The sequence below is a fragment of the Kribbella sp. NBC_01505 genome, assembly GCF_045040285.1.
Lineage (GTDB): Bacteria > Actinomycetota > Actinomycetes > Propionibacteriales > Kribbellaceae > Kribbella.
Window position 1 is genome coordinate 4,711,598 of record NZ_CP109425.1, and the last position, 21,019, is coordinate 4,732,616.

The 21,019-nt window shown below is 67.7% G+C and carries 20 protein-coding genes; 8 read left to right on the top strand and 12 right to left on the bottom strand.

The window, feature by feature from the left end:
- Window positions 1-4: 4 nt before the first annotated feature.
- The 6 genes from OG474_RS22265 to OG474_RS22290 form a co-directional block, all read right to left on the bottom strand.
- Entirely contained in the window at window positions 5-508 is a 504-nt protein-coding gene (locus tag OG474_RS22265; RefSeq protein WP_405064286.1) for a sigma-70 family RNA polymerase sigma factor, read from the bottom strand.
- A gap of 292 nt (window positions 509-800) precedes the next feature.
- Entirely contained in the window at window positions 801-974 is a 174-nt protein-coding gene (locus OG474_RS22270) for a CsbD family protein (RefSeq protein WP_405064287.1), read from the bottom strand.
- A gap of 83 nt (window positions 975-1,057) precedes the next feature.
- Complete coding sequence (locus OG474_RS22275) at window positions 1,058-2,134, bottom strand: hypothetical protein (RefSeq protein ID WP_405064288.1); 1,077 nt, start codon at window positions 2,132-2,134, stop codon at window positions 1,058-1,060.
- A complete protein-coding gene (locus OG474_RS22280) occupies window positions 2,131-2,895 on the bottom strand; it encodes a hypothetical protein (protein ID WP_405064289.1) in 765 nt (254 codons plus the stop codon). Before OG474_RS22280 ends, OG474_RS22275 begins: the two co-directional genes overlap by 4 nt.
- A gap of 20 nt (window positions 2,896-2,915) precedes the next feature.
- The gene (locus tag OG474_RS22285) at window positions 2,916-3,410 is read right to left on the bottom strand and encodes a SigE family RNA polymerase sigma factor (protein WP_405064290.1); all 495 of its coding nucleotides are present in this window, start codon (window positions 3,408-3,410) and stop codon (window positions 2,916-2,918) included.
- A gap of 131 nt (window positions 3,411-3,541) precedes the next feature.
- Entirely contained in the window at window positions 3,542-3,817 is a 276-nt protein-coding gene (locus tag OG474_RS22290; protein WP_405064291.1) for an alpha/beta fold hydrolase, read from the bottom strand.
- A 408-nt stretch (window positions 3,818-4,225) separates the two neighbouring features.
- On the opposite strand from OG474_RS22290, the gene OG474_RS22295 reads away from it, so the two are divergent.
- A complete protein-coding gene (locus OG474_RS22295; protein WP_405064292.1) occupies window positions 4,226-7,015 on the top strand; it encodes a BTAD domain-containing putative transcriptional regulator in 2,790 nt (929 codons plus the stop codon).
- Here the strand turns inward: OG474_RS22295 and OG474_RS22300 are convergent.
- Window positions 6,987-8,462, bottom strand: coding sequence for a carboxylesterase/lipase family protein (locus tag OG474_RS22300; RefSeq protein WP_405064293.1), 1,476 nt, complete (start codon window positions 8,460-8,462; stop codon window positions 6,987-6,989). The two genes, OG474_RS22295 and OG474_RS22300, sit on opposite strands and share 29 nt — an antisense overlap.
- A 379-nt stretch (window positions 8,463-8,841) precedes the next feature.
- On the opposite strand from OG474_RS22300, the gene OG474_RS22305 reads away from it, so the two are divergent.
- Window positions 8,842-10,203, top strand: coding sequence for a gluconate:H+ symporter (locus OG474_RS22305; protein WP_405064605.1), 1,362 nt, complete (start codon window positions 8,842-8,844; stop codon window positions 10,201-10,203).
- Window positions 10,204-10,265: 62 nt separating this feature from the next.
- Window positions 10,266-10,916, top strand: coding sequence for a permease prefix domain 1-containing protein (locus OG474_RS22310; protein WP_405064294.1), 651 nt, complete (start codon window positions 10,266-10,268; stop codon window positions 10,914-10,916).
- Here the strand turns inward: OG474_RS22310 and OG474_RS22315 are convergent.
- Window positions 10,913-11,230: a PadR family transcriptional regulator gene (locus tag OG474_RS22315; protein WP_405064295.1), complete on the bottom strand. Its 318-nt coding sequence runs from the start codon at window positions 11,228-11,230 to the stop codon at window positions 10,913-10,915. The genes OG474_RS22310 and OG474_RS22315 overlap by 4 nt on opposite strands.
- 81 nt (window positions 11,231-11,311) lie before the next feature.
- On the opposite strand from OG474_RS22315, the gene OG474_RS22320 reads away from it, so the two are divergent.
- A complete protein-coding gene (locus OG474_RS22320) occupies window positions 11,312-13,462 on the top strand; it encodes an MMPL family transporter (RefSeq protein WP_405064296.1) in 2,151 nt (716 codons plus the stop codon).
- A 1,339-nt stretch (window positions 13,463-14,801) separates the two neighbouring features.
- A complete protein-coding gene (locus tag OG474_RS22325) occupies window positions 14,802-16,469 on the top strand; it encodes a DUF222 domain-containing protein (protein ID WP_405064297.1) in 1,668 nt (555 codons plus the stop codon).
- A 105-nt stretch (window positions 16,470-16,574) separates the two neighbouring features.
- On the opposite strand, the gene OG474_RS22330 is transcribed toward OG474_RS22325, so the two are convergent.
- The 4 genes from OG474_RS22330 to OG474_RS22345 all read right to left on the bottom strand — a co-directional run bounded on the left by OG474_RS22330 (window position 16,575) and on the right by OG474_RS22345 (window position 19,089).
- A complete protein-coding gene (locus tag OG474_RS22330) occupies window positions 16,575-16,757 on the bottom strand; it encodes a hypothetical protein (protein ID WP_405064298.1) in 183 nt (60 codons plus the stop codon).
- Window positions 16,758-16,767: 10 nt separating this feature from the next.
- A complete protein-coding gene (locus tag OG474_RS22335) occupies window positions 16,768-17,322 on the bottom strand; it encodes a GNAT family N-acetyltransferase (RefSeq protein ID WP_405064299.1) in 555 nt (184 codons plus the stop codon).
- Window positions 17,323-17,395: 73 nt separating this feature from the next.
- Entirely contained in the window at window positions 17,396-18,232 is an 837-nt protein-coding gene (locus OG474_RS22340; RefSeq protein WP_405064300.1) for a class I SAM-dependent methyltransferase, read from the bottom strand.
- Between the two features lie 95 nt (window positions 18,233-18,327).
- A complete protein-coding gene (locus tag OG474_RS22345; protein WP_405064301.1) occupies window positions 18,328-19,089 on the bottom strand; it encodes an IclR family transcriptional regulator in 762 nt (253 codons plus the stop codon).
- Between the two features lie 130 nt (window positions 19,090-19,219).
- Here OG474_RS22345 and OG474_RS22350 point away from each other — a divergent pair, with 130 nt between their 5' ends.
- The 3 genes from OG474_RS22350 to OG474_RS22360 are packed head-to-tail and all read left to right on the top strand — an operon-like array spanning window position 19,220 to window position 20,993.
- The gene (locus OG474_RS22350; RefSeq protein ID WP_405064302.1) at window positions 19,220-20,392 is read left to right on the top strand and encodes a DUF6986 family protein; all 1,173 of its coding nucleotides are present in this window, start codon (window positions 19,220-19,222) and stop codon (window positions 20,390-20,392) included.
- A gap of 9 nt (window positions 20,393-20,401) precedes the next feature.
- Entirely contained in the window at window positions 20,402-20,641 is a 240-nt protein-coding gene (locus OG474_RS22355) for a thiamine-binding protein (protein ID WP_405064303.1), read from the top strand.
- Complete coding sequence (locus OG474_RS22360; RefSeq protein WP_405064304.1) at window positions 20,634-20,993, top strand: helix-turn-helix domain-containing protein; 360 nt, start codon at window positions 20,634-20,636, stop codon at window positions 20,991-20,993. The genes OG474_RS22355 and OG474_RS22360 overlap by 8 nt, the downstream gene beginning before the upstream one ends.
- Window positions 20,994-21,019: the final 26 nt, after the last annotated feature.

Here is a 21,019-nt window from a genome sequence, read left to right on the forward strand (position 1 = left end):
TGGTTCAGCAGGCGATGTCGCGGAGTTGGCGGATGGCGTGGTGGGAGCGGGATTTGACCGTGCCGACCGGTACGCCGAGGACCGCGGCGACCTCCCAGCCGACGAGGCCCTGAAGATGCAGCATCGCCAGCACCTGCTGGTGTGCGGGTGACAGACCGCGCAAGAGTTTGACCACGAGTCCCCGGTCGGCGACCTCGTCGGCCGGGTCGGGCTCGGTCGACGGGCGGTCCCAGTCGACGACTGTCAGACCGGCCGGTGCGACGCGGCTTTGCTTGCGGTGGTTGTCGACCACGAGGTTGCGTGCCACTCGGAACATCCACATCCGCACCGGCCGTCGCCAGTAGTCGATCCGATCGGCCGACTGCCAAGCTCGCAGCAGCGTCTCCTGGACGACGTCGTCGACCGTATGACTGTCCTGCCCGATCAGGCTGGAGACATAGCGGCGCAGGCTGTCCTGCTCGGCCAGGCAGTGCTCCATGACTGCCGTCCGGTGCGTCTTCGTGTTCATAGCAACCTCGGGGGCGTCAGTTGGTGCGGAAGGTGTAGGGAGTCGACGATGCCGTCGGCAACGTGCCGGCCGCGTCGGCGAAAACTACGTAGATCGCGTATCCAGACGCCTCAGCCGACCAACAAGGTTGAGCGCGATCCGGGGAACGTTTCCAGAACTGAACATTACCTGGTTAATATTAACACGACAAGATTGAAGTGACGAAAGAGGGTGCGCCGTGACGGCGCACCCTCTTGGTCAATCGGTCCTGCTGTGCTCAGTGCTTACTGCACGGTCAGTGCTTACTGCACTGTCAGTGTTTGAAGGCGTCCTTGACCTTCTCGCCGGCGTCCTTCAGATCGGCCGTCGACTGGTCGACCTTGCCCTCGGCCTCGAGGTTCTCGTCGCCGGTCACCTTGCCGACCGCCTCCTTGGCCTTACCGGCCAGGTCCTCGGCGGCGTTCTTGGCCTTGTCCACGAAGCTCATCGTCGTCCCTTTCGAAGCGCGGTTGTCAGAGAAAGGACACCCCGAACCCCGCCAACGTCACGGTCACTGACCTGTGGCGAACCTCACCGTCCGGACCGGGCGGCCAACGCGGTGGGATCGACGGTGGGCCCACCCCGGAAACCTACGGTCCAGAGGCGGCTGCCGGCCGCCTCGGCGCCGGTGAGGGTGCCGTCCTTGACGTTCGGTCCGGTGGTCTCGACGAACTGGCCGTCCTGAAGCGCGAGGACGAACGGGTGCGCGGTGATGATGTGGTCAGCGGTCGTGAACTTCTCGCCGACCGCGATCGGCTGGTTGTTGAAGACGGTGATGTCGTACAGCTGCGAAGACAGCTCCGGAGTCGGGATCTGCTTCCAGGCCGTGCCGTCGTAGTGCAGGATCAGCGGCCGCTCACCCTTGGACGTGTGCGCGACACCGGAGGCCCAGATGTCCTTCGGCCCGGAAGCCACGAGACCGGTGGGGATCTGCGAACCATCAGTCGGTACGTCGGCGTCCAGCGTCCACGTCTTGCCGTCGAAATGCGCCATCCCGCCGTTCAGTCCCAGCCAGGCGTTGGTGGCGGAGAGAACCGTCAAGGTGTTGCCGTTGACGGAATCTTCCAACCCAGCGGTCAGCGGCTGCCATGCGCCCTTGGCGTACCGGTAGACGACGGCATGCTCGCTCCCACCGATATCGGCCCAGCCGGAGATCCACGGCGTTCCGTCCGGGGCGATCGTCACGGCGCTGAACGATCCCGTCGGCACGGACGGCCCCGGTACGACCTTCCACGCCGTACCGTTCCAGCGCATCGCCAGCGGCTTGGTCTTCTCCGGTACGGCGCGGTCCTCGCCGACCGCCCAGACCTCCTTGGGTCCGGCCACGGCCACACTGTTGAGCGTCGAGTTCGTGCGCATCGGCTGCGGGGTCTCGATCCAGCGCGTCCCGTTCCAGCGGAACGCGAGTGGCCGGGTGTCGTCGAACGAGGCGAGCAGATCGGTGCCGACCGCCCACGTCTCACTGCCCTTCGCGTCGATGTCGTCCAGCGTCGACGGCTTCGACTTCGTGGGGGTCTCGGTCCAGACCGGCGCGGCCTGGGCGGTCAGCGCCGATGCGATCAGGACACCGGACAGGGCCGCGGTCAGGAGGGTCTTGCGAAGAATCATCGGTTCAGGTTCTTTCCGTAGTTGGCGGCCGGGAAGCTCCAGCTGTTGCTGTAGGCCATCTCGACGAGCTGGGCGATGGACAACGGCGGCTCAGCGCGCGTCGCCGGCCCTTCCAGGCCGAGGCCGTTCGTGCTGGTCAGGCTGATCGCGCGCCGGTCCGGGTACTCGAGGACCACGGCGTTGTAGTGGATGCCGCGGTCAGAGCTCGAGTACGTCCGGAGGAAGGTGCCGTCCGGCTGGACCTTGCAGTTCTGGGTCGACGGCACGTCGGCGCAGTTGGGGTCGTACTTGACCGTCTCGATGCCCATCTCGAGCCACGCCTTCCCGAGGTCGTCGACGACGAACAGGCCGGCGCCGATGAAGTCGTCACCCCAGGTCTTTCCGCCGGAGGTCGGGAGCCCGGGGACCAGGCCCTTCAGCGTCGTGAGCGTCTCGGCGGGGCTGGCCGGCGGCGGCGGAGCGGGTGTCGCCCAAGCCTCAGCCTCCGGATCCGGTTTGGGTTTCGGTTTCGGTTTCGGCGTGCTGGGTCCGGCCACTGGCAGCTGATCTGCCTGGGGCCCCAGCTGCGCCTGGACGAGCGCCACCCCTGTCACTGTCATCGCGACCGCTGCCGCGCCCGCCACGACACTCAGCACCCGTCGGCGCCGACGCCGTACGACGCCTCTCTGCATCCCGCGCTCGACCAGGTCGGGTCGGCGGGGCTCAAGTGTCTCGGTGGCCTGCCGCATCAAATGCTGTAGCTGGTCGTCGGTTGTCTTCACGGGATCCTTCTCCTGCCTGTTCACAGTGCGATGACCGCCTCGTCGCCAAGAACCGCCCGTACCCGGACCAGCGCCCGAGCCGTCCGGTTCTTGATCGCTCCGGCGCTCTTGCCGAGATCACGTGCCACTTGTTCGACACTGCGATCTTCGAAGAACCGCAGTACAAGCACCGCTCGATCCAGCGCGGGCAGTCCGTCCAGCGCTTGGAGCAACAGGAGCCGCAACTCGGGGTCGTCCCCTTCGGCAGACCGCTCCGGTACGGCGTCCGTCGGCTGCTCGTGCCAGCTCCGCCGACGTCGTTGCGAGATGAAGGTCCGGGTCAGCACGGTCTGCGCGTAAGCAGCCGGCTTCTCCATCCGCCGGACTCGCCCCCACACCCCGAACAGCTTCCCGAGGGTCTCCTGCACCAAGTCGTCCGCGTGGTACGAATCCGCCGTCAGCAACCACGCCGTCCGGTACAGCTGATGTGTGTTCGCCCGCGCGAACGCCTCGAAATCAGCCTCGGTCGAGCTCATCGCCCACCTCTTGTCGCCGTCACATCCCTACCAACGCACTGAACCTGCCATCAGGTCACAAGTCTGCCCGGCGAAGGTGTCGCGTTCGCGGGGCACGCGACTGAAGCCGCACAGGGAGTGCTGACTCTCGTTTACGAGGGCTGACGCAGCGCCAGTACGGCGTTCGCGAAGGTGGCCGGGTCTTCCTGGGGCGGGTTGTGGCCGGTGGGGACGAGCCGGTGGTCGACCAGGTTGGTGAAGTGCTTGCGGTGCTCCTCGATCGGGACCGAGGGGCCGAGGCCGTCGTACAGGGGGTCGACGATGATGGTGGGTACGTCGATTGTCGGCTGAGCCGCGATGAGTTGCTGGGTGGCGGCGTAGGCCGGGTCGCCGTCGACCAGGCCGTAGCGGTGTCGGTAGGAGTGCACGACCACGTCGACGAAGTCCGGGTTCTCGAACGACGGAGCCGTGGCTCCGAATTCGGCTCCAGTGAACTCCCATCGCGGTGACCACTGCCGCCACAGCAGCTCGGCGAACTCTCGCCGGTAGGTCTGGAGGCCGAGTACGCCGCGGTCGCCGTGCAGGTAGTACTGGTACCAGAGGGCGCTCTCGGTCTCCGGTGGAGCGGGCGTACAGGTCAGTCAGTTCACGCTGGGCAGCATGCTCTTCGGCACCACCACAGCGTCGTACTGGGAGCCAAGACCCCTGACCGTCCCCTACTTCCTCGACGACTCCTTCGCCGACTTCCGCCCCCACCTGCACCGCTGGTAGCGCCCCGGTTGCGCCGAGCTCGTGTCCGTTGTTGACTCCTGTCTCCGGGAGGGAGAGCTGCGGTCGTGGAGTTCGGGGTGCTGGGTGCGGTCGAGGCGCGGGTCGGCGGCGTCCTCGTCGAGTTGGGTACGGCGCGCCAGCGGGCTGTGCTCGCGGTTCTGCTCGTGGAGACGGGACGATCGCTGCCCGTCGAGCGGCTGATCGAGCGGATCTGGGGCGACCGGCCGCCCAAGCGGGCGAAGGAGTCGCTCTACAGCTACGTCTCCCGCCTGCGCACGGCCCTCGCGGCCGGCGGCGGTCCGACGATTGAGAGCAGCTCGGCAGGCTACGCGCTGGCCGCGGATCCCTCGGTGGTGGATCTGCATCGGTTCCGCCGCGGGGTCGCGGAGGCTCGTGAGATCGCCGACCCGGCGGAACGGCTCCCGCTGCTGGAGGACGCACTCGCGCAGTGGCGTGGCGAAGCGTTCGCCACGCTCGACAACGAGTGGCTGAACCAGCTCCGCGCGACGCTGGACGAAGAACGCCTGGCCGCGGAGCTGGATCGTGACGATCTCCGGCTGGCAACAGGCGGGCACCCGGCGATGGCGGCCGAGTTGTCGCAGCGGGTCGCCGAACATCCCTTGCACGAGCGGCTCGCCGGCCAGCTCATCCGGGCACTGCATCTCAGTGGCCGGCAGGTTGACGCGCTAGCTCAGTACCAGCAGGTCAGGCGGCGGCTGGCCGACGAGCTCGGCGTCGAGCCCGGTACGCCGTTGCAGCGGTTGCACCAGGAGATCCTGGCCGGTGGTCCAGCAACCGTCGCCCCGCCGAGGTGGCGGCCCGCCCAGCTGCCGATCACCATCGCGGCCTTCACCGGGCGCACGGATGAGCTTGCTCAACTCGACCAGCAGCTGACCGACCGCGCCGCCGGGACTACGGCTGCCGTCGTCTCCGGAATGGCAGGGGTAGGCAAGACGGCGTTGGCCGTCCACTGGGCGCATCAGGTGGCCGACCAGTTCGTCGACGGCCAGCTCTACCTGAATCTCCGCGGCTTCGACCCGTCGGGATCACCGCTGGCACCCGAGAACGCTGTGCGCGCGCTACTGGAAGGCCTGCAGGGCCCGGGCGAGCGGGTGCCGATGGACCTCGACGCGCAGATCAGGCTCTACCGGAGCCAACTGGCCGGCAAACGGGTGCTCATCATCCTCGACAACGCCCGCGACGCGGAGCAGGTCCGGCCGTTGCTCCCGGCATCCACCACCTGTTTCGTCGTCGTCACCAGCCGCGGCCGGCTCAGCGGCCTCGGCGCCCATCCGGTGAAGCTCGAGCCGCTGGCATCCCACGACGCCCGGACCTTGCTGGTCAACCGCATCGGCCGCGATCGGGTGCTGGCCGATCCCCAGGCGGTCGAGACGATCGTCGACCTGTGTGCGCGGTTGCCGTTGGCCCTGGCGATCGTGGCCGCCCGTGCCGCCGGCCGGCCCACCTTCCCCTTGGTTGCCCTGGTCAACGAACTTGTCGAGGGACGGGACCGCCTGGCGGCCTTCGACGGCGAGGACGCGGCGACCGACGTACGGGCGATGTTCTCGTGGTCCTACCAAGCCCTCGATCCGCCGACGGCACGGATGTTCCGGCTGCTGGGCGACAGTCCGGGGCCCGGAGTCGGCGTGGGCGCGGCGGCCGCGCTCGCCGGCGTGGCCTCGGCCACCGCACGACAGCTCCTGGACCAGCTGGTCGAGGCGAACCTGCTCCAGCAACCGCATCCGGACCGCTACGAACAGCACGACCTGGTCCGCATGTACGCGATCGAACTCGGTCGAACCACCGACTCCGCAGCCGAGCGCGACGCCGCGCTCCGGCGGCAGCTGAGCTTCTACCTCCACTCGGCCGCCAACGCACGGGCCGCACTCGGCCGCGCGGCGCCGCTGATGGAGATCGAAGCCGCCGCTGACGGCGTCGTCCCGCTGGAGTTCGCCAACGATCGCCAGGCGCTGGACTGGTTCGACACCATGCGCGAGACCACGCTCGCCGCCGTACAGCTGGCAGGCGAGCGCGGCCTCGACCGGATCGGCCACGAGCTGAGCCACCTGATGGCGATGGCCTTCCACTACCGCCGCGCCTACGTCGACCTGCTGCGGGTGCAAGAACTCGGCCTGAGCTGCGCACGCCGTACCGAAGACGTGGTGTCGATCGCGATCTCGGAACGCGACGTCGGCACCACCAGTTGCGAGCTCGGCCTATCGGCTGCGGCAATTGCCCACCTGGAGCGGGCGGTCGTGCTCTTCGAACAGACTGCTTCGGAGCGCGGTCACGCGGACACGCTCGAATCCCTGTCCTGCGAATACGAACGGACCGGCCGTCACGCGGAGGCCGTCGAACTCCTGTTGCGCGGCATCCAGCTCACTCGCCACAGCGGCGGAGATCCGACAGAGGCGAGGAAGCTCAACAATCTCGCGGTGTCGTACCTCAGCCTCGGCCAGTACGAGGCCGCGATGACTGCTGCTCAGGACGCTCTGAACCTCTCCGGTGGCACGAACCGGATCCTGGAGTCCTATGCCTGGGACAACCTCGGAGTGGCCCATGCCGAGCTCGGCCACCAGGACGACGCTGTCGACGCCTATCAGCGGTCACTCGCGCTCTGCAACGAGTTCCACCAGCAATTGCTCAAGTCGGAGGTGCTGGGTCATCTGGCCAAGGCGCAGCACACCCTGGGCCAGGCCGACCAGGCCCGCAGCACCTGCCGACAGGGCCTCGAGATCCTCGCCGGCCTGGTGGGAGACCCGCTCACCGAGATCCGCCGAGCGGAGCTGATCGAGATCCTCGCCAGCCTTGAAGACGGTGAGGCTGTTACGGCGCGAGGAGCGGAAGCGGGCTGAAGGTGTGGTGCTGCCAGAGCTGTCGTGAAGCCTGTTCGGGGTAGGCGGCGATTGTTGAGGGCGTATCGAAGACCTGAGTGCGGCTCCCGTCGTACGGCGGCCAGTTGGGGTTGCCGTTGGTGGCGAAGGCGACCCACGCCGACTGCATCTGGTCGGAGAGGGCCTGGACTTCGGGGGTCGGGGAGCCGATCAGGGTGGCTGGGCCGCCGGTGGTGAGGTTGCCGAAGATGAGTGGGATGTCGAGGCCGTGGGTGGCGCCGAGCTCGCCGTTCCAGGTGAGTTCGTAGAGATGGGCTTGACCGCCGCCGGCGAGCTGCGCGTCGGCGAGGTGCAGACTCGGCATCCGGAACAGCCAGTCCTGGTTGACGAGTTCGTACAGTTCCTCGTCCGAGGCGGTGGGGAATGCCTCCCGATAGGGGCCAGGAGCAAGCATCTGCAGTGCGGTCTCGGTCTGCTCGGTAGTGACCTCGCCGAGTACGCCGTCGATCAGGCTGAACAACCGGTGTTCGTCGCGGGTGTGCCCGACGAGGAGCGGAATGGTGGCGCCGTTCGCGAGGGCCTCCCATGGCGTCGTCGGCAGGACGTCGCCATCGACCACCGGAGCGAACGGGATCGGCCGGTGAGCGATCTGCCCCCAGCGCGCTCGGTGTTGGATCGCTTGGTCGGAGACCGCATCGCCGACCAGCGGCAGGAAGGCTGGTTCGACCGTCGAGAAACCGGCCAGTGTCGGCGGTACGTCCAGCTCAGCGGCGCAGGCGGCAGCCACGTCGGCGGCCAGTTCGGGGGAGAAGTAGGTCCCCGGCATGCTCTGCACGATCGCGCGCTGGAAGAGACCGACCGCGCGCGGCATGGCAAGGAGCGCGGCAACCGACCCACCGCCCGCCGACTGCCCGAAGATCGTGACCCGGTCCGGATCACCGCCGAACGCGCGGATGTTCTTGCGCACCCAATGCAGCGCCGCGACCTGATCGAGCAACCCCCGATTGGCCGGAGCCCCCTCAAGCTGCGCGAAGCCCTCGATGCCGAGGCGGTAGTTGAGCGTCACGACCACCACGCCACTCGCCGCCAGCCGCGCGCCATCGAACTCCGGGAGGCTCGCGTCGCCACCCATGTACGCACCGCCCGGGATCCACACCATCACCGGCAGCCCGGAACTCTCCGGCGTCCAAAGGTTGAGCGTCAACCAGTCGTCACCAGCGTCTTCCTGCGACGCCCCCAACAGCCCGGACTGCGGTGGTGGCGGTCCAAACGTGGTCGCATCCCGTACGCCGTCCCACGGGTCGACCGGATGCGGTTCGGCGAACCGAAGTGCGCCGACGGGCGGCTCGGCATACCGGATGCCCCGGAAGACCGCACAACCCGCCTCCCGGACCCCGCGCAGCACGCCGCCCGTCGTACCGATCTCCAGTGTCTCCACCCGGCCGACGATCCCAGCGCCTTTCGCCATCGGCAATCCATTTAGCGCACCGCGAGCGGGCGCGTGCTGGAGTTCGGTGGCCCGCTAACGTCCGAAGAAGCGGAGGGCGCGGTCGGCGTGTTTTCCGACGCTAACCGCGATCACCCTCGTACCCCAAGGTGGGTCGCCTTCTCTTTGTACGCGAGCTCGATCTTTGTGCACCCACCAGTCAATTTCTTGGGCTCCAAGTGGTTGGTGGGTTCCCAAAGACGAGCGGAGTGCCCAAAGAGCAGCAAGGCCTACGCGGCCTGAGACGGCTCGAGTGGTGTAAGACTGCGAGTGGTGGATACACCACGGTGTGTCATGGCTGCGCGGTCGACTGGAGGCGGATGTGGTGTTCGGGGCTGAGGTAGTGGCGGCTGCTGGGGATGTGCATGCGCCGTGGAACGGCCATGACACGCGCGTGCTGGTGGTGGCGGCGGTGGGGATCGGGGTGATCGTTGGCCTGATCGTGGCGGTGAAGGTGCATGCGTTCCTGGCGCTGACCATCGGCGCGTTGTTCGTCGGGCTGGCTTCTGGGATCGGGGCCGGGGCGGTGACCAAGTCCTATGAGGCCGGGGTCGGGAGTGTTCTCGGGTACGTCGGCGTGCTGATCGCGCTCGGGGCGATGGTCGGAAAGTTGCTGGCCGACTCGGGTGGCGCGGATCAGGTGGTGGACACCTTGCTGCGCGGCCGGGCCGGTGGGCTGCCGTGGAAGATGGCGCTGGTCGCGGGGATCATCGGGATTCCGATGTTCTTCGAGATCGGGCTGGTGTTGCTGATTCCGGTGGTGGTGCTGGCGGTACGGCGCTCTGGCGTGAAGGCGATGTTGCTGGGTATCCCGGCGCTGGCCGGGCTGTCCGTGCTGCACGGGTTCGTGCCGCCGCATCCGGGTCCGCTGGCGGCGATCGGCGTACTGGGTGGGAACGTCGGGATCACGCTCGCGCTGGGTCTGCTCGTCGCGATCCCGACGGTTGTTGTCGCAGGCCCCTTGTTCGGCAGGCTGGCGGCGCGCTGGGTTCCGATCGGCGCGGCCGGTACGGCGCTCGAGGTGACCAGCGCGTCGGGCGACAGCGAGCGGAAGAAGACGCCGTCGTTCGCGGTGACGATCGTGACGGTGCTGGCCCCCGTCGTACTGATGTTGCTGAAGGCCGCGTCGGACATCTGGATGAGCAAGGACAACGCGATCTACCCGGTCCTGCAGTTCATCGGTGATCCCGTGACGGCGCTGCTGCTCGCCGTACTGCTGGCAATGGTCACGTTCGGCACGTCGGTCGGTTTCAGTGTGCCGGTGCTCGGCCGGAAGATCGGGGACAGCCTGCTCCCGATCTCGGGCGTGATGCTCATCGTCGGCGCCGGCGGTGGATTCAAGCAGGTGCTCGTCGACGGCGGCACCGGCACCGCGATCGCCAAGATCGCGATCGCCGCGAACCTGTCGGCACTCCTGCTCGGCTGGATCGTAGCCGTCCTGATCCGCCTGGCGACCGGCTCCGCAACCGTCGCCACCGTGACCGCCGCAGGCATCGTCGCACCGCTGGCGGCCGGCGAGAATGCAACCCATGTCGCCCTGATCGTGCTCGCGATCGGCGCCGGCTCGCTGTTCTTCTCGCACGTCAACGACGCCGGCTTCTGGCTGGTCAAGGAGTACTTCGGCATGACCGTCGGCGAGACCATCAAAACCTGGTCCCTGATGGAAACAGTCATCTCCGTCATGGGCCTGGGGATGACGCTCCTCCTGTCCACCTTCCTCTGACCAGGGAAGATTCAGGGAGATAGCGGGTGTGTTCCGGCCCGCTATCACCCATACTCGTAGCCATGCCCAGTACGCCGGTCGACGAGTACCTGACCGCGTTGCGCCATTCGCTCGCGGGCCCGCGGCGTCACAAGGCGGACCTGCTCGCCGAGGCGCGGGACCACCTGGCCGATGCGACGGAGGCGTTCGAGGCCGACGGGTTGGACCGTGAGCAGGCAGAGCGCGAGGCGGTCGCCGACTTCGGCGAGCTGTCCGAGGTGGTTCCGGGCTACCGGGCCGAGCTCGCGGTCAGTCAGAGCCGGCGGACCGCGATGTTGCTGTTCCTGGTGCTGATCGCGCAGCCGATCGTCTGGCTCGAAGGGCTCTGGAGCTGGAACAACGAGCCGGACCCGCCGAGCGCGCTGAACCATCTTCTGCAGTCGGTCGTGCAGACCCTGGGCTCGTTGTCGATTGCCGGCGCGGTCCTGGCAGTAGTCGCGACCGGTGTCGGGCAGCGCTTCCCGCTGGTGCGGGATCACGTCAGCCGAGTGACCGCGCAGTTCGCGCTGGTGAGCGCGGCCGTTGTCGGTGCGGTCAGTGTCGCCATGGTGTCGCTGGGCCCGGGCGCGCTCGACGTATCGGCGGTGGGCGTCGTTGCCGGGCTCGTCGTTCTGCCGCTGCTTCTTGTCAGCCTCCAGGCCGGCCGGTGCCTCCGCCTGGCGCGCACGTCCTAGTGTCCTAGGACTCCTTCGACGACGGTCCGGAAGACGGCCCATTCCTGCTTGCCGGCCGAAAGCATCCGCCGGCCGTCGGCGGTGAGCTGGTAGGTCCGGCGCTTCCGCCCGCCGACCGTGCTCCATTCGCCGGCCAGATAACCGGCCGCCTCCAGCCGGCGCAGCGCGGGGTAGAGGGTCCCGGTCGGCAGGTCGAGCTCGCCGCCGCTGCGCTCCAGGAGCGCCTCCATGATCGCGTAGCCGTGCAGCGGCTTGGCCTTGACGACCGCCAGGATCATCGGGTCCAGGTGCCCACGCAGAGTATCCGCCTTCATGTAGACAGTCTACTCATCCATGCCTTAATGTCGAGAGACGACATGTAGTCGATCTACATATAAGGATCTGAGGAGACCGAGATGGCCGTGGACACCCCCGTACGACGCCCGCCCGAGAAGGTGGGCGGCCGCTCCGGACTGCTGCACCGGGTGTCCGGCTGGTCGATGCGGAACGCCGGATTCGCCCTCGCGTTCTGGGTGCTCGCGCTGACTGCGATCACCGCGGCGGCGACCGTGGTCGGCGCGAGTTACGACAACGGCGGCTCGCTCCCGGGGACCGATTCCCAACGGGTCGGTGATCTCCTCACCGCGCATCAGCCCAAGGGGGAGACGGGCTCGGTGCAGCTCGTGCTGCGCGCCGATGGCGGCCTGGCCGCGGACAAGTCCCGGATCGCCTCGATGCTGGCCGGTATCGGCGACCTCCCGCACGTCGCTTCGGTGGCCGACCCCTTCACCGCGCCCGGATCTGTCTCGCAGGACGGGCGTACGGCGTACTCGACCGTGAGCCTGGACGTCGCGGCCTCGGACATGCCGGGGGCGGACGTGCGGACGATCATCCAGCGGGCGCAAGCCATCGCCGGCCCGGGGCTGCAGGTGGAGGCCGGCGGCGATCTGGCCCGGAGCGCGTCGGAGAGTTACGGCGGCGTCTCCGAGGGAGCCGGGATGCTGGCCGCGCTGGTGATCCTGGTGCTGCTGTTCGGATCGTTGCTCGCAGCAAGCATTCCGTTGCTGACCGCCGTGTTCGCGGTCGGCAGCACACTCGGTCTACTGGTGCTGGCGTCGCACTTCTTCCCGGTGCCGAGCTACACGGCGCCGGTGATGATCCTGGTCGGGCTCGGTGTCGGGATCGACTATGCGTTGCTGATCTTCTCCCGCTATCGGCATGAACTGCTGAAGGACGGTGTCGATCGGGCCACCGCTTCGACTCGCGCGCTGGACACTGCCGGGCGCTCGGTGATGTTCGCCGGGTGCACCGTGGTGATCGCGTTGCTCGGCCTGCTTGCGCTGGGGCTCGGCACGCTGCAAGGCATCGCCCTCGGTGTGACGCTCACCGTGCTGGTGACGATGCTGGCCGCGGTGAGCCTGCTGCCGGCTCTGCTGACGTTGTTCGGGAAGCGGATCGAGCGGAGCGTCCGTAAGCATGCCGCGAAACAGCGCCGTACGCCGGGTGACGGCTGGCGGAGGCTGGCTGCCGGCGTGCAGCGCGGACCGTGGGTGCCGCTGGTGCTGGGAGCGGCCGCGTTGGTGGCCTTGTCCCTGCCGGCGTTGGACATGCGGCTGGGGTTCGCCGATGCGAGCACGGATGACCCCGCCAAGACCAGCCGGAAGGCCTACGACCTGCTGGCCGACGGCTTCGGGGCGGGCTTCAACGGCCCGTTGGTGGTCGTCTCAGAGGGGAACCAGGCCGCGGCCGACGCGCTCGGACAGACGCTGGCTGCTGATCCGGGGATCGCCGCGGTGACTCCGCCGCAACTGACACCCGACGGCAAGATCGCGACCGTCCTCGCGTTCCCGACCTCGGGGCCGCAGGATGCCGCGACCAGTGACCTGGTGCAGCACCTGCGCGAGACGACCTTGCCGGCGCTGGAGTCGCAGACCAGAGCGACGTACCTGATCGGTGGCTCGACCGCGGCCTCCGACGACTTTGCGACGGCGGTCAGTAACCGGCTGCCGATCTTCGTGCTGGTGGTGGTCGGGCTGTCGGCGCTGTTGCTGACGGCGGTGTTCCGGTCGATCCTGATCCCGCTGAAGGCGGCGCTACTCAACCTGCTCAGTATCGGTGCCTCGCTCGGAGTCATCACGCTCGTGTTCCAGCAGGGGTGGTTCGGGGTGCAGCCTGGTCCGATCGAGGCGTTCGTACCGGTGATGATCTTCGCCATCGTGTTCGGGCTGTCGATGGACTACGAGGTGTTCCTGGTCTCCCGGATCCACGAGGAATGGCGTCGTACCAAGGACTCCCAAGCTGCGGTTCGGGAGGGCCTGGCGGCGACCGGCAGTGTGATCACGGCAGCGGCCGCGATCATGATCGTGGTGTTCGCCGCGTTCCTGCTCAGCCCGGACCGGATGCTGCAGCAGTTCGGCCTCGGTCTGGCGACCGCCGTACTGCTCGACGCGCTGTTGATCCGTTGTGTCATCGTCCCCGCCGTCCTCCGGCTCTTCGGTGACCGGGCCTGGTGGCTGCCCCGCGGCCTCGATCGCGTGCTCCCGAAGATCGCGCTGGAGAAGGACTAGTCGGAAGCTAATGGTCACCAGGTGAGCGGTGACGGTCAGTTCAGTTGCCGCTCGGTGCCCCTTCCCGAACGGCAACCACAACTGTCGACCCCAGACAACGGACAGTGCGGTCACCGGCCATCCTTTCTGGACCGCAACCAAACCCGTCAGCCCCAAGGAACGCTCACTTCTGGCCGCCGACCTCGCCAACCACCCCAGCCACCGCGGCGACCCGCCATGCTGTCTTTCAGATCGACCGGTCGCGGCGAGCAGCCACAGCGCAACGTCCCCGGTCGAGTCCCTTTCGGTCTGTACCCCAAACCGGCCGCCGGAGGCGGTCGACTGAAGCGCACGGCGAGCAGAGTAGATGGTTGAGGGGGATGGTGAGGCCGGCGACCGAGGTTCCCGTCGCCTGGGGTCGACGGGCTATGGCTGAGGTGCGAGACCTTGCGCTATCCGGTGGATTTTGGGTGCCCCGGTGCCTGTTGCGTTTTGACGGCTGTTGCTCCCCAAACCGGTTCGGGGAGCGAGATCGCGGCAGGTGGTCGGTCGCGGTGGGCTGAGGGCTTTGCCTGGCCAGGAACCCCGCCGTCCCGAAGGTGCTCGTCCCGTCCGTCCGCTCGGATTCGGCCGGCGGCGTACGCGGTGGCTGGTCGCCGCTGCGGCCGGATTTACTGAAGCAGTGTGGCTGGGGTGGTCTTCGGCTGAGGGGGATGGTGCGGTCGGCGACCGCGGTTCCCGTCGCTTGTGGTTGGCGGGCTGTGGCTGGGCTGGCGGTGAGGAGGTCGGGTAGGTGATCCGCCGCGGTGGGTTGCTGGTGGGCAGATCGGGAAGCCGGGTTCGTTAGCCGGCACTTTTTCTTATATAGCGACCGAAACTTACCGACTACCACAACCCCGCCGACCCCAGCCATAGCCCAGAAGCTCAAGCGACGGGCACGCGGTCACCGGCCTCGCCATCCCCCTCAGCCCCAGGCGACGCCCGCCTAGCGCTTCAGTAAATCGGCCGCCGCGGCGACCAGCCACCGGCTACGTGTCCGGCCTGTCCGGTGCGGCGCGAATCGGGGCCACAGCTCTCTTTGCGGGGTTCTACAGTCACTCAGCGGCAGCAGCTCCCCGCAAACCCGCACCAACCCCGCCCAGCCACCGGATTGCAGTCATCAAAGCCACGCCGATTCTGCAACAGCCTCCCGGCGACGAAAATCCACCGACTAAGGCCAGCACCGACACCGGACCGAGCCGCGGCCAGGGTGTGGGCAATTTCGGGGGCAACCAGCCCACACCAATAGCCCACACATCCCTTACAAATAAGGGCATTCTCGGCTCGAAAACTGTCGGTGGCCATGTCTATGCTTTCAGGTATGGAGATCTTGGCGATGCCACCGGTGTATACGCAGAGCGGCAGCGAACTGCTGTCGACTCTCGACACCCTGATGGCTACCGCTGCCCTGGTCGACACCCTGAAACTGCAAGTCATGGGACGCCTCGACGAAATGGGCACGGCCCAAGACCTCGGCGCCCGCGACACCACCGAACTCCTCGCCCAGCGCTACCGGCTCATCTCCGCCGATGTCCGCAAAGACCTCGCCTTCGCGTCCGCCCTGCCCAAGTACTCTGCAGTGGCGGACGCGTTGCCTGATCCCGCGGACCCGTCGGAACCGGCGACCCTGGCACCTGATCTAGCGAAGGTCATCGTGTTCACGTTGGAGAAGGCGCCCTCGATGGTGCCGGTCGACGTCCTCGATGTCGCCGAACGGGAAATGGTCCAGGCCGCCCAGCTGACCAACGCGCGCGAACTCGCCAGGTTCGGCCGCGACGTCCTTGCCCGCTTGGACACCGACGGTCCGGAGCCTGCCGAAGACGAAGCCCACGCGAAGCGGTCACTGCGGTTGCGGGACGTCGAGGGCGGGGTGAAGATCTCCGGGTTCCTGCCCGGCGCCACCGGTGAACAGATCAAGACCCAGATCCACACCCTGTCCGAGCCGCACAAGACGATCGACGGTGAACGTGACCCGCGGTCCCTGCAAGAGCGCCAAGCTGACGCGTTGGCGGTCATCTCGGATGCTGCGGCAGGCAACCGCGACTACCCCGGTGTTCCGCATCTGACCGTCACGATCGACTTCGAGGACCTCAAGAACGCTCTCGCCGACATTCCAGACGCCTTCAACGGTGCGGCCGGATCCACGAGAGCGACCGGTGGACCGGGGGGAACCGGCGCCACGGGTGGATCGGGTGGGATGGGTGAGTTGGCGTTCGGCGGGAACTTGTCGGCGGGTGCGGTTCGTCTGCTGGCGTGTGATGCCGCGATCTTGCCGATTGTGCTGGGTGGGGATTCGCAGCCGCTGGATGTCGGCACCGAACAACGGTTCGTGAACCGGTACATGCGACGGGTGTTGAACAAACGCGACAAAGGCTGCGTGATCTGTAAAGCGCCGCCGTGGATGTGTCATGCCCATCACGTGATCCACTGGGCCGACGGCGGACCCACCAGCCTGCACAACCTCGCCCTGGTGTGTGCTGCCCATCACCGCGCGGTCCACAAGAACCAATGGGCCATCACCATCAATGGTGGTGTCGTTCACGTCACCCGGCCGAGCTGGGCCGACCCGCCCCCACCCACCCGTGCTGACCTTGCTGCCATGGCTGCGTGGGTCACCCCTGCCCCCGACACCAGCGCCAATGCCGGCGCCAACGCCGGCGGGGACAGTGGCGGCCGGCCCAGTACCGGCAGGGCAGGCCCGGGCGTGGACGGTGACAGCGGGGCTCACGCCGACGAGGCCAGTGCCAGCACGGCCAGCGCCAGCACGGCTCGGGCCGATGCGGGCGATGTCAGCGGGGCTCGTTTCTCCTGGGGCGATGCCGGGAGCTACCCGGTATACGAGCGGCCGACCCGGCTCCCCGCGGCCAGTGCTGTGCCCGACCCCGCGGTTGTCGCTGCCCGTGAAGCTTTCCGCGAACGGCTCCTCGCAGGATCGCCCGGCTACGTCGATCCCTGGGGCGCCGACGACGCCCCAGCAGCCGGACCATAACCACCCGGACTCCTGCTGGCTCGCGGCACCGACAACCGGCACAGGCACCGCCACCGGGCTCGAAGCGGCAGCCTGCGCTCGTGGATCACCAACCACAGCGCCGGATCAGACCTGCGCCACACGACCCCGGGCCAGGAACCGCGAGTTGGCCGCGGGCTGCATTGTGCCGGCCCGGGCGCCGCAGCCTCGGAGTTGGCCGCGCATCGCATGGCCGGAGGCCCGCAACCACGGTGGCACGTACGACGGCAGCACGTACGACGGCAGCACGTATGTCGGGCTGAACCTCACATCATCACCGTCAGCGAACGACGCGGCGCATGACGCAGTTGCCGATGCCTTTGGCGCGGATGAACTCGAAGCCTGCCTGCTCGAACATGGTCCGGGTGCCGTTGTAGAGGACGGACTTTTTCTTGCCGCCGGGGTCGTGCGGGTAGCCCTCGACGATGCCGCCGCCGGCCGCGGACATCAGGTCGAGGGCGCCTTGGAGCACGACCTTCGACAGGCCGGTACGGCGGTAGCGCTTGTCCACGAAGATGCAGGTGATCCGGTAGTCGGGGAGCAGGTCGAGCTCGGCGTCGTACTGCTTGCGGTGGTAGATGTTCGGCAGCTCCTCAGGACTCCCGTACTCGCACCACGCGACCGCCTCGTCGCCGTCGAACACGAGCGCCGCATGTGCGCGCCCCTCCTCGACCAGTCGTTGCTTGAGGGACCGGTTCGCCTCGTAGGTCCGCTCCTTCTCGGAGTTCATGGTCTGGAAATACGTGCACCAACAGCCGCCGAAGACGCCGTTGTGCCGCTCCACCATCGCTGCGAACGCGTCCCACGTGTCCGGACCGAGTGCTTTGACCACCATCTGCTGTCCCTCGCTTCGTCGTCTGTCGCTCAGGATGGCAGGGATTCCGGACGCTTTACCTCCGCATTGTCGGTCAGTTTCGGCGGGCTGCCCAGACAGTGCGTTCGGTCCGTACGGCGAGATCGTCGCGGAGCAGGATGCTGTGCGGGCTGTTTGCGTCGAGGAGCTGGTCCAGCGCGGTGAGGTCATCGGCGCCGAGTACGTCGGCGACCGAGTTGCGGAGGCGAGTCAGGCCACTGAGGGCATAGCGGCCGACCAATTCGGATCGGCCGGGCGGGATGTCGACGGTGATGGTGCGCTCGCTGTCGAGGGTGAAGCCGGCGGCGGTCAGCAGGATGCCCCAGTCGGCGCCGCGGTGCGGCAGGTGTTCGGCGGTACGGCGGTCGCTCGCGGCGTGCAGGCGTTTCTCCAGGCCGTCGTGCGCATCGTCGGGGAGGAACCGTGGGAAGCCGGCGAGCTCGACGACGGCGAACAGTCCGCCCGGCGCGAGAACGTCGTACACCTTGCGTAGCGTGCTTTCCGGGTCGGCCATGTGATGCAGTGAGGCCGAGGCCCAGACGAGGGCAGGCTTGCCGAGGTCTGGCCAGGTCGCGTCGAGATCGGCCTGGATGGTGCGCACCCGGTCGGTCAGGCCGCGGTCGGCAGCCTTCTCCTGGAAGCGGTGCAGGTGTTCGGAGGATGAGTCGACGGCGGTGACGTGTGCGTCGGGAAAGCGGGTGAGCAGCGCGAAGGTGCCGGTGCCGGTTCCGCATCCCAGGTCGACGATCTGCTGCGGCGCCGTCTCGGTCGGCAGCCACTCGATGATCGAGGCGGTGTGCTCGGCCAGGACCTCGGCGTCGAGGTCGAGAATCTCCGCTTCGCCACCGTGCCCGTGCCCGTTTTGGCCTGCGTTGTGAGTGTTGTGCTCCATGGTTCGACGGTAAGTCGAGCATGCGCGAAACGCACGAAAGTTTGCTCAAATGGCAAAGAGGCCGCGATCCGCATCGCCGGTCGCGCAACCCAAGCTCAGCGGAGGTCCTTCGACAAGGCTTCGGCGGCTTCGGTGAGGAGCGGGACCGCGCGGGCGACCAGGTCTTCGGTCATCCGCGGCGCGGGGCCGGAGACCGAGATGGCCAGCGGGCTGGGCGCGTCGGGGACAGCAACAGCCACGCAGCGTACGCCGAGCTCCTGTTCGCCCTCGTCAGTCGCGTACCCGGACTGCGCCGCCTCGTGGAGTTGGGTGGCGAACGCGTCGGGGGTGCTGATCGTGTTCTCGGTGTGCTTCGGCATGCCGGTCCGGGCCAGCAGTTCGCGGACGGCCGTTTCGGGGTAGCCCGCGAGGATCGCCTTGCCGACCGCGGTGCAGTGCGGGAGAACGCGCCTGCCTACTTCGGTGAACATGCGCATCGAGTGCCGCGACGGGACCTGGGCGAGGTAGACGATCTGGTCGCCGTCGAGCATGGCCATGTTGGCCGACTCGCCGAGCTCGTCGACCAGGCGGGCGAGGTGCGGCCGGGCGAACACGCTGAGCATGTGCGACGAGCTCTCGCCGAGGCGGATCAGCTTGGGGCCGAGGATGTACTGCCTCGACGGCTCTTGACGCACGTAGCCGAGATCGACCAGGGTCCGAACCAGCCGGTGGATCGTCGGCAGCGGCAAGCCGGAGGCCGTGGCCAGCTGGGACAGCCCCATCATCCCGCCGGCGTCGGCCATCGTCTCGAGCAGGCCGAACGCCCGCTCGATCGACTGCACGCTGCCGGTGCGAGCCTTACCGCCGGTCTCAACCATTACTGCCGCCCTTCCTGACAGACGCTGCCGGATGGCGGAAGCCTAGTGTGGATCTTGGAGGATCGCACGGTATTGCTTCCGCACAGTAGATATTAGTCTCCGCTATACGGAAACCAGAGGAGGCGAGTCCATGGGGCTGGAAGAGCTTGGTGCTGAGCTGGACCGGCGGTTGGGGGCTGCCGACGCGGCCCTTGCCGCCGACTATCCGGGGGATCGCGGGGTCCGGCAGCCCGTGCACACGGTCTATGTGCCGGCCGACCGGTACGACGATCGCACGGTCGCCGACTGGGGTGCACAGGCGCGGGCGGCGGTCGCCGGCCACGAGTTGGCCGACGTACTGGAGTTGCCGGCGGAGTTGGCGGGGGCGGTTCTCGACCGGATGTCGGCCAAGCTCGAGCGGGAGCCGATCGAGGATCTGCGGATCGACTTCGAGGACGGGTACGGGAATCGGCCCGATTCGGAGGAGGATGCAGCAACTGTCGCGGCGGCTCAGGTTGTCTCCGGGACGCCGTACTACGGGTTGCGGGTGAAGTCGCTCGAGGCGCCGACCCGGCGGCGGGCGATCCGGACGCTGGATCTGTTCGTCCGGGAAGGCGGGGTGCGCGAGGGGTTCGTGGTCACGCTGCCGAAGGTGACGTCGGTCGGGCAGGTCGAGGCGTTCGTCTATCTGCTGGAGACGCTGGAAGATACCTACGGGATACCGGAGCTGAAGTTCGAGATCCAGGTCGAGACGCCGCAGGCGATTCTCGGTGCCGATGGGACCGCGTTGATCGCTCGGATGCTCAAGGCCGGCGGGCGTCGCGTCACCGGGCTGCATTACGGGACGTATGACTACAGCGCCTCCCTGGGCATCGCAGCGGCGTACCAGAGCATGGAGCATCCGGTCGCCGACCACGCCAAGGATGTGATGCAGTTGGCCGCGGCCGGTACCGGCGTCTTCGTGTCGGACGGTTCGACCAATGTGCTCCCGGTCGGCGCCGGCGCTCACGCTGCCTGGCAACTGCACTTCCGACTGGTACGGCGTTCACTTGCCCGCGGCATCTATCAGGGCTGGGACATGCATCCCGCGCAGCTGCCGACCCGCTTCCTGGCGACGTACCTCTTCTATCGCGAGGGTTTCGACCAGGCCGCGACCAGATTGAGCGCCTACCTGGGCCGCGGCGAGTCCGGCTACCTCGACGAGCCGGCGACCGCGGTCGCCCTCGCCGGTTTCGTCTTGCGCGGCCTTGATTGTGGCGCGATCGATTCCGGTGAGATCGATTTCGACCTGGCGGAGCTCGCCAAACTGGCTCGCCGACCATAACCTCGCACCATGCGATTGGTTGCCGAGTTCACCACCGAGCCCTTCGATGTCGAGGGATCGCCACCCGCGCACGTGACCGAGGCGCTCCGGGCTGCGGAGGAGGCTGGGCTGGAGTGCGAGTTCGGTCCGTTGGGGACGCAGGTCAGTGGCGAGCAGCAGGAGGTGCTGTCCGCGCTGCAGCAGGTGCTCCAGGCGGCCTTCGCCGGAGGGGCGAGCCAGGTGACATTGCAGGTACGACGCGATGCCTGAGCAGCACCCGCTCGTCGAGGCGATCGGCCCACTGATCGAGCGGCTGAACGCTGAACTCGTCGCACCCGATGAGGCTCACGAGGACGACATTCCCCTGCTGTGGAAGGGGAAACCGGTGGTCGCGGTTCGGCTGACCCCCAAGCCGGTCGACGGCGTGCAGGGTCTGCTGGCGGAGGTTGCCGGTGAGCTCGGCGGTCCGCTGAGCGAGTTGTCGCGTACGGACAAGCAGCAGGCTGTGCTGTTGCTGGAGGCGCGTGGCGCGTTCGAGTACCGCAAATCGGCCGAGATCGTGGCCGAGGCGCTCGGCGTCACCCGCTTCACCGTCTACAACTATCTGAATCGCGCCCGCTAAATTCAACAAACTGTTGACGGTGGGTC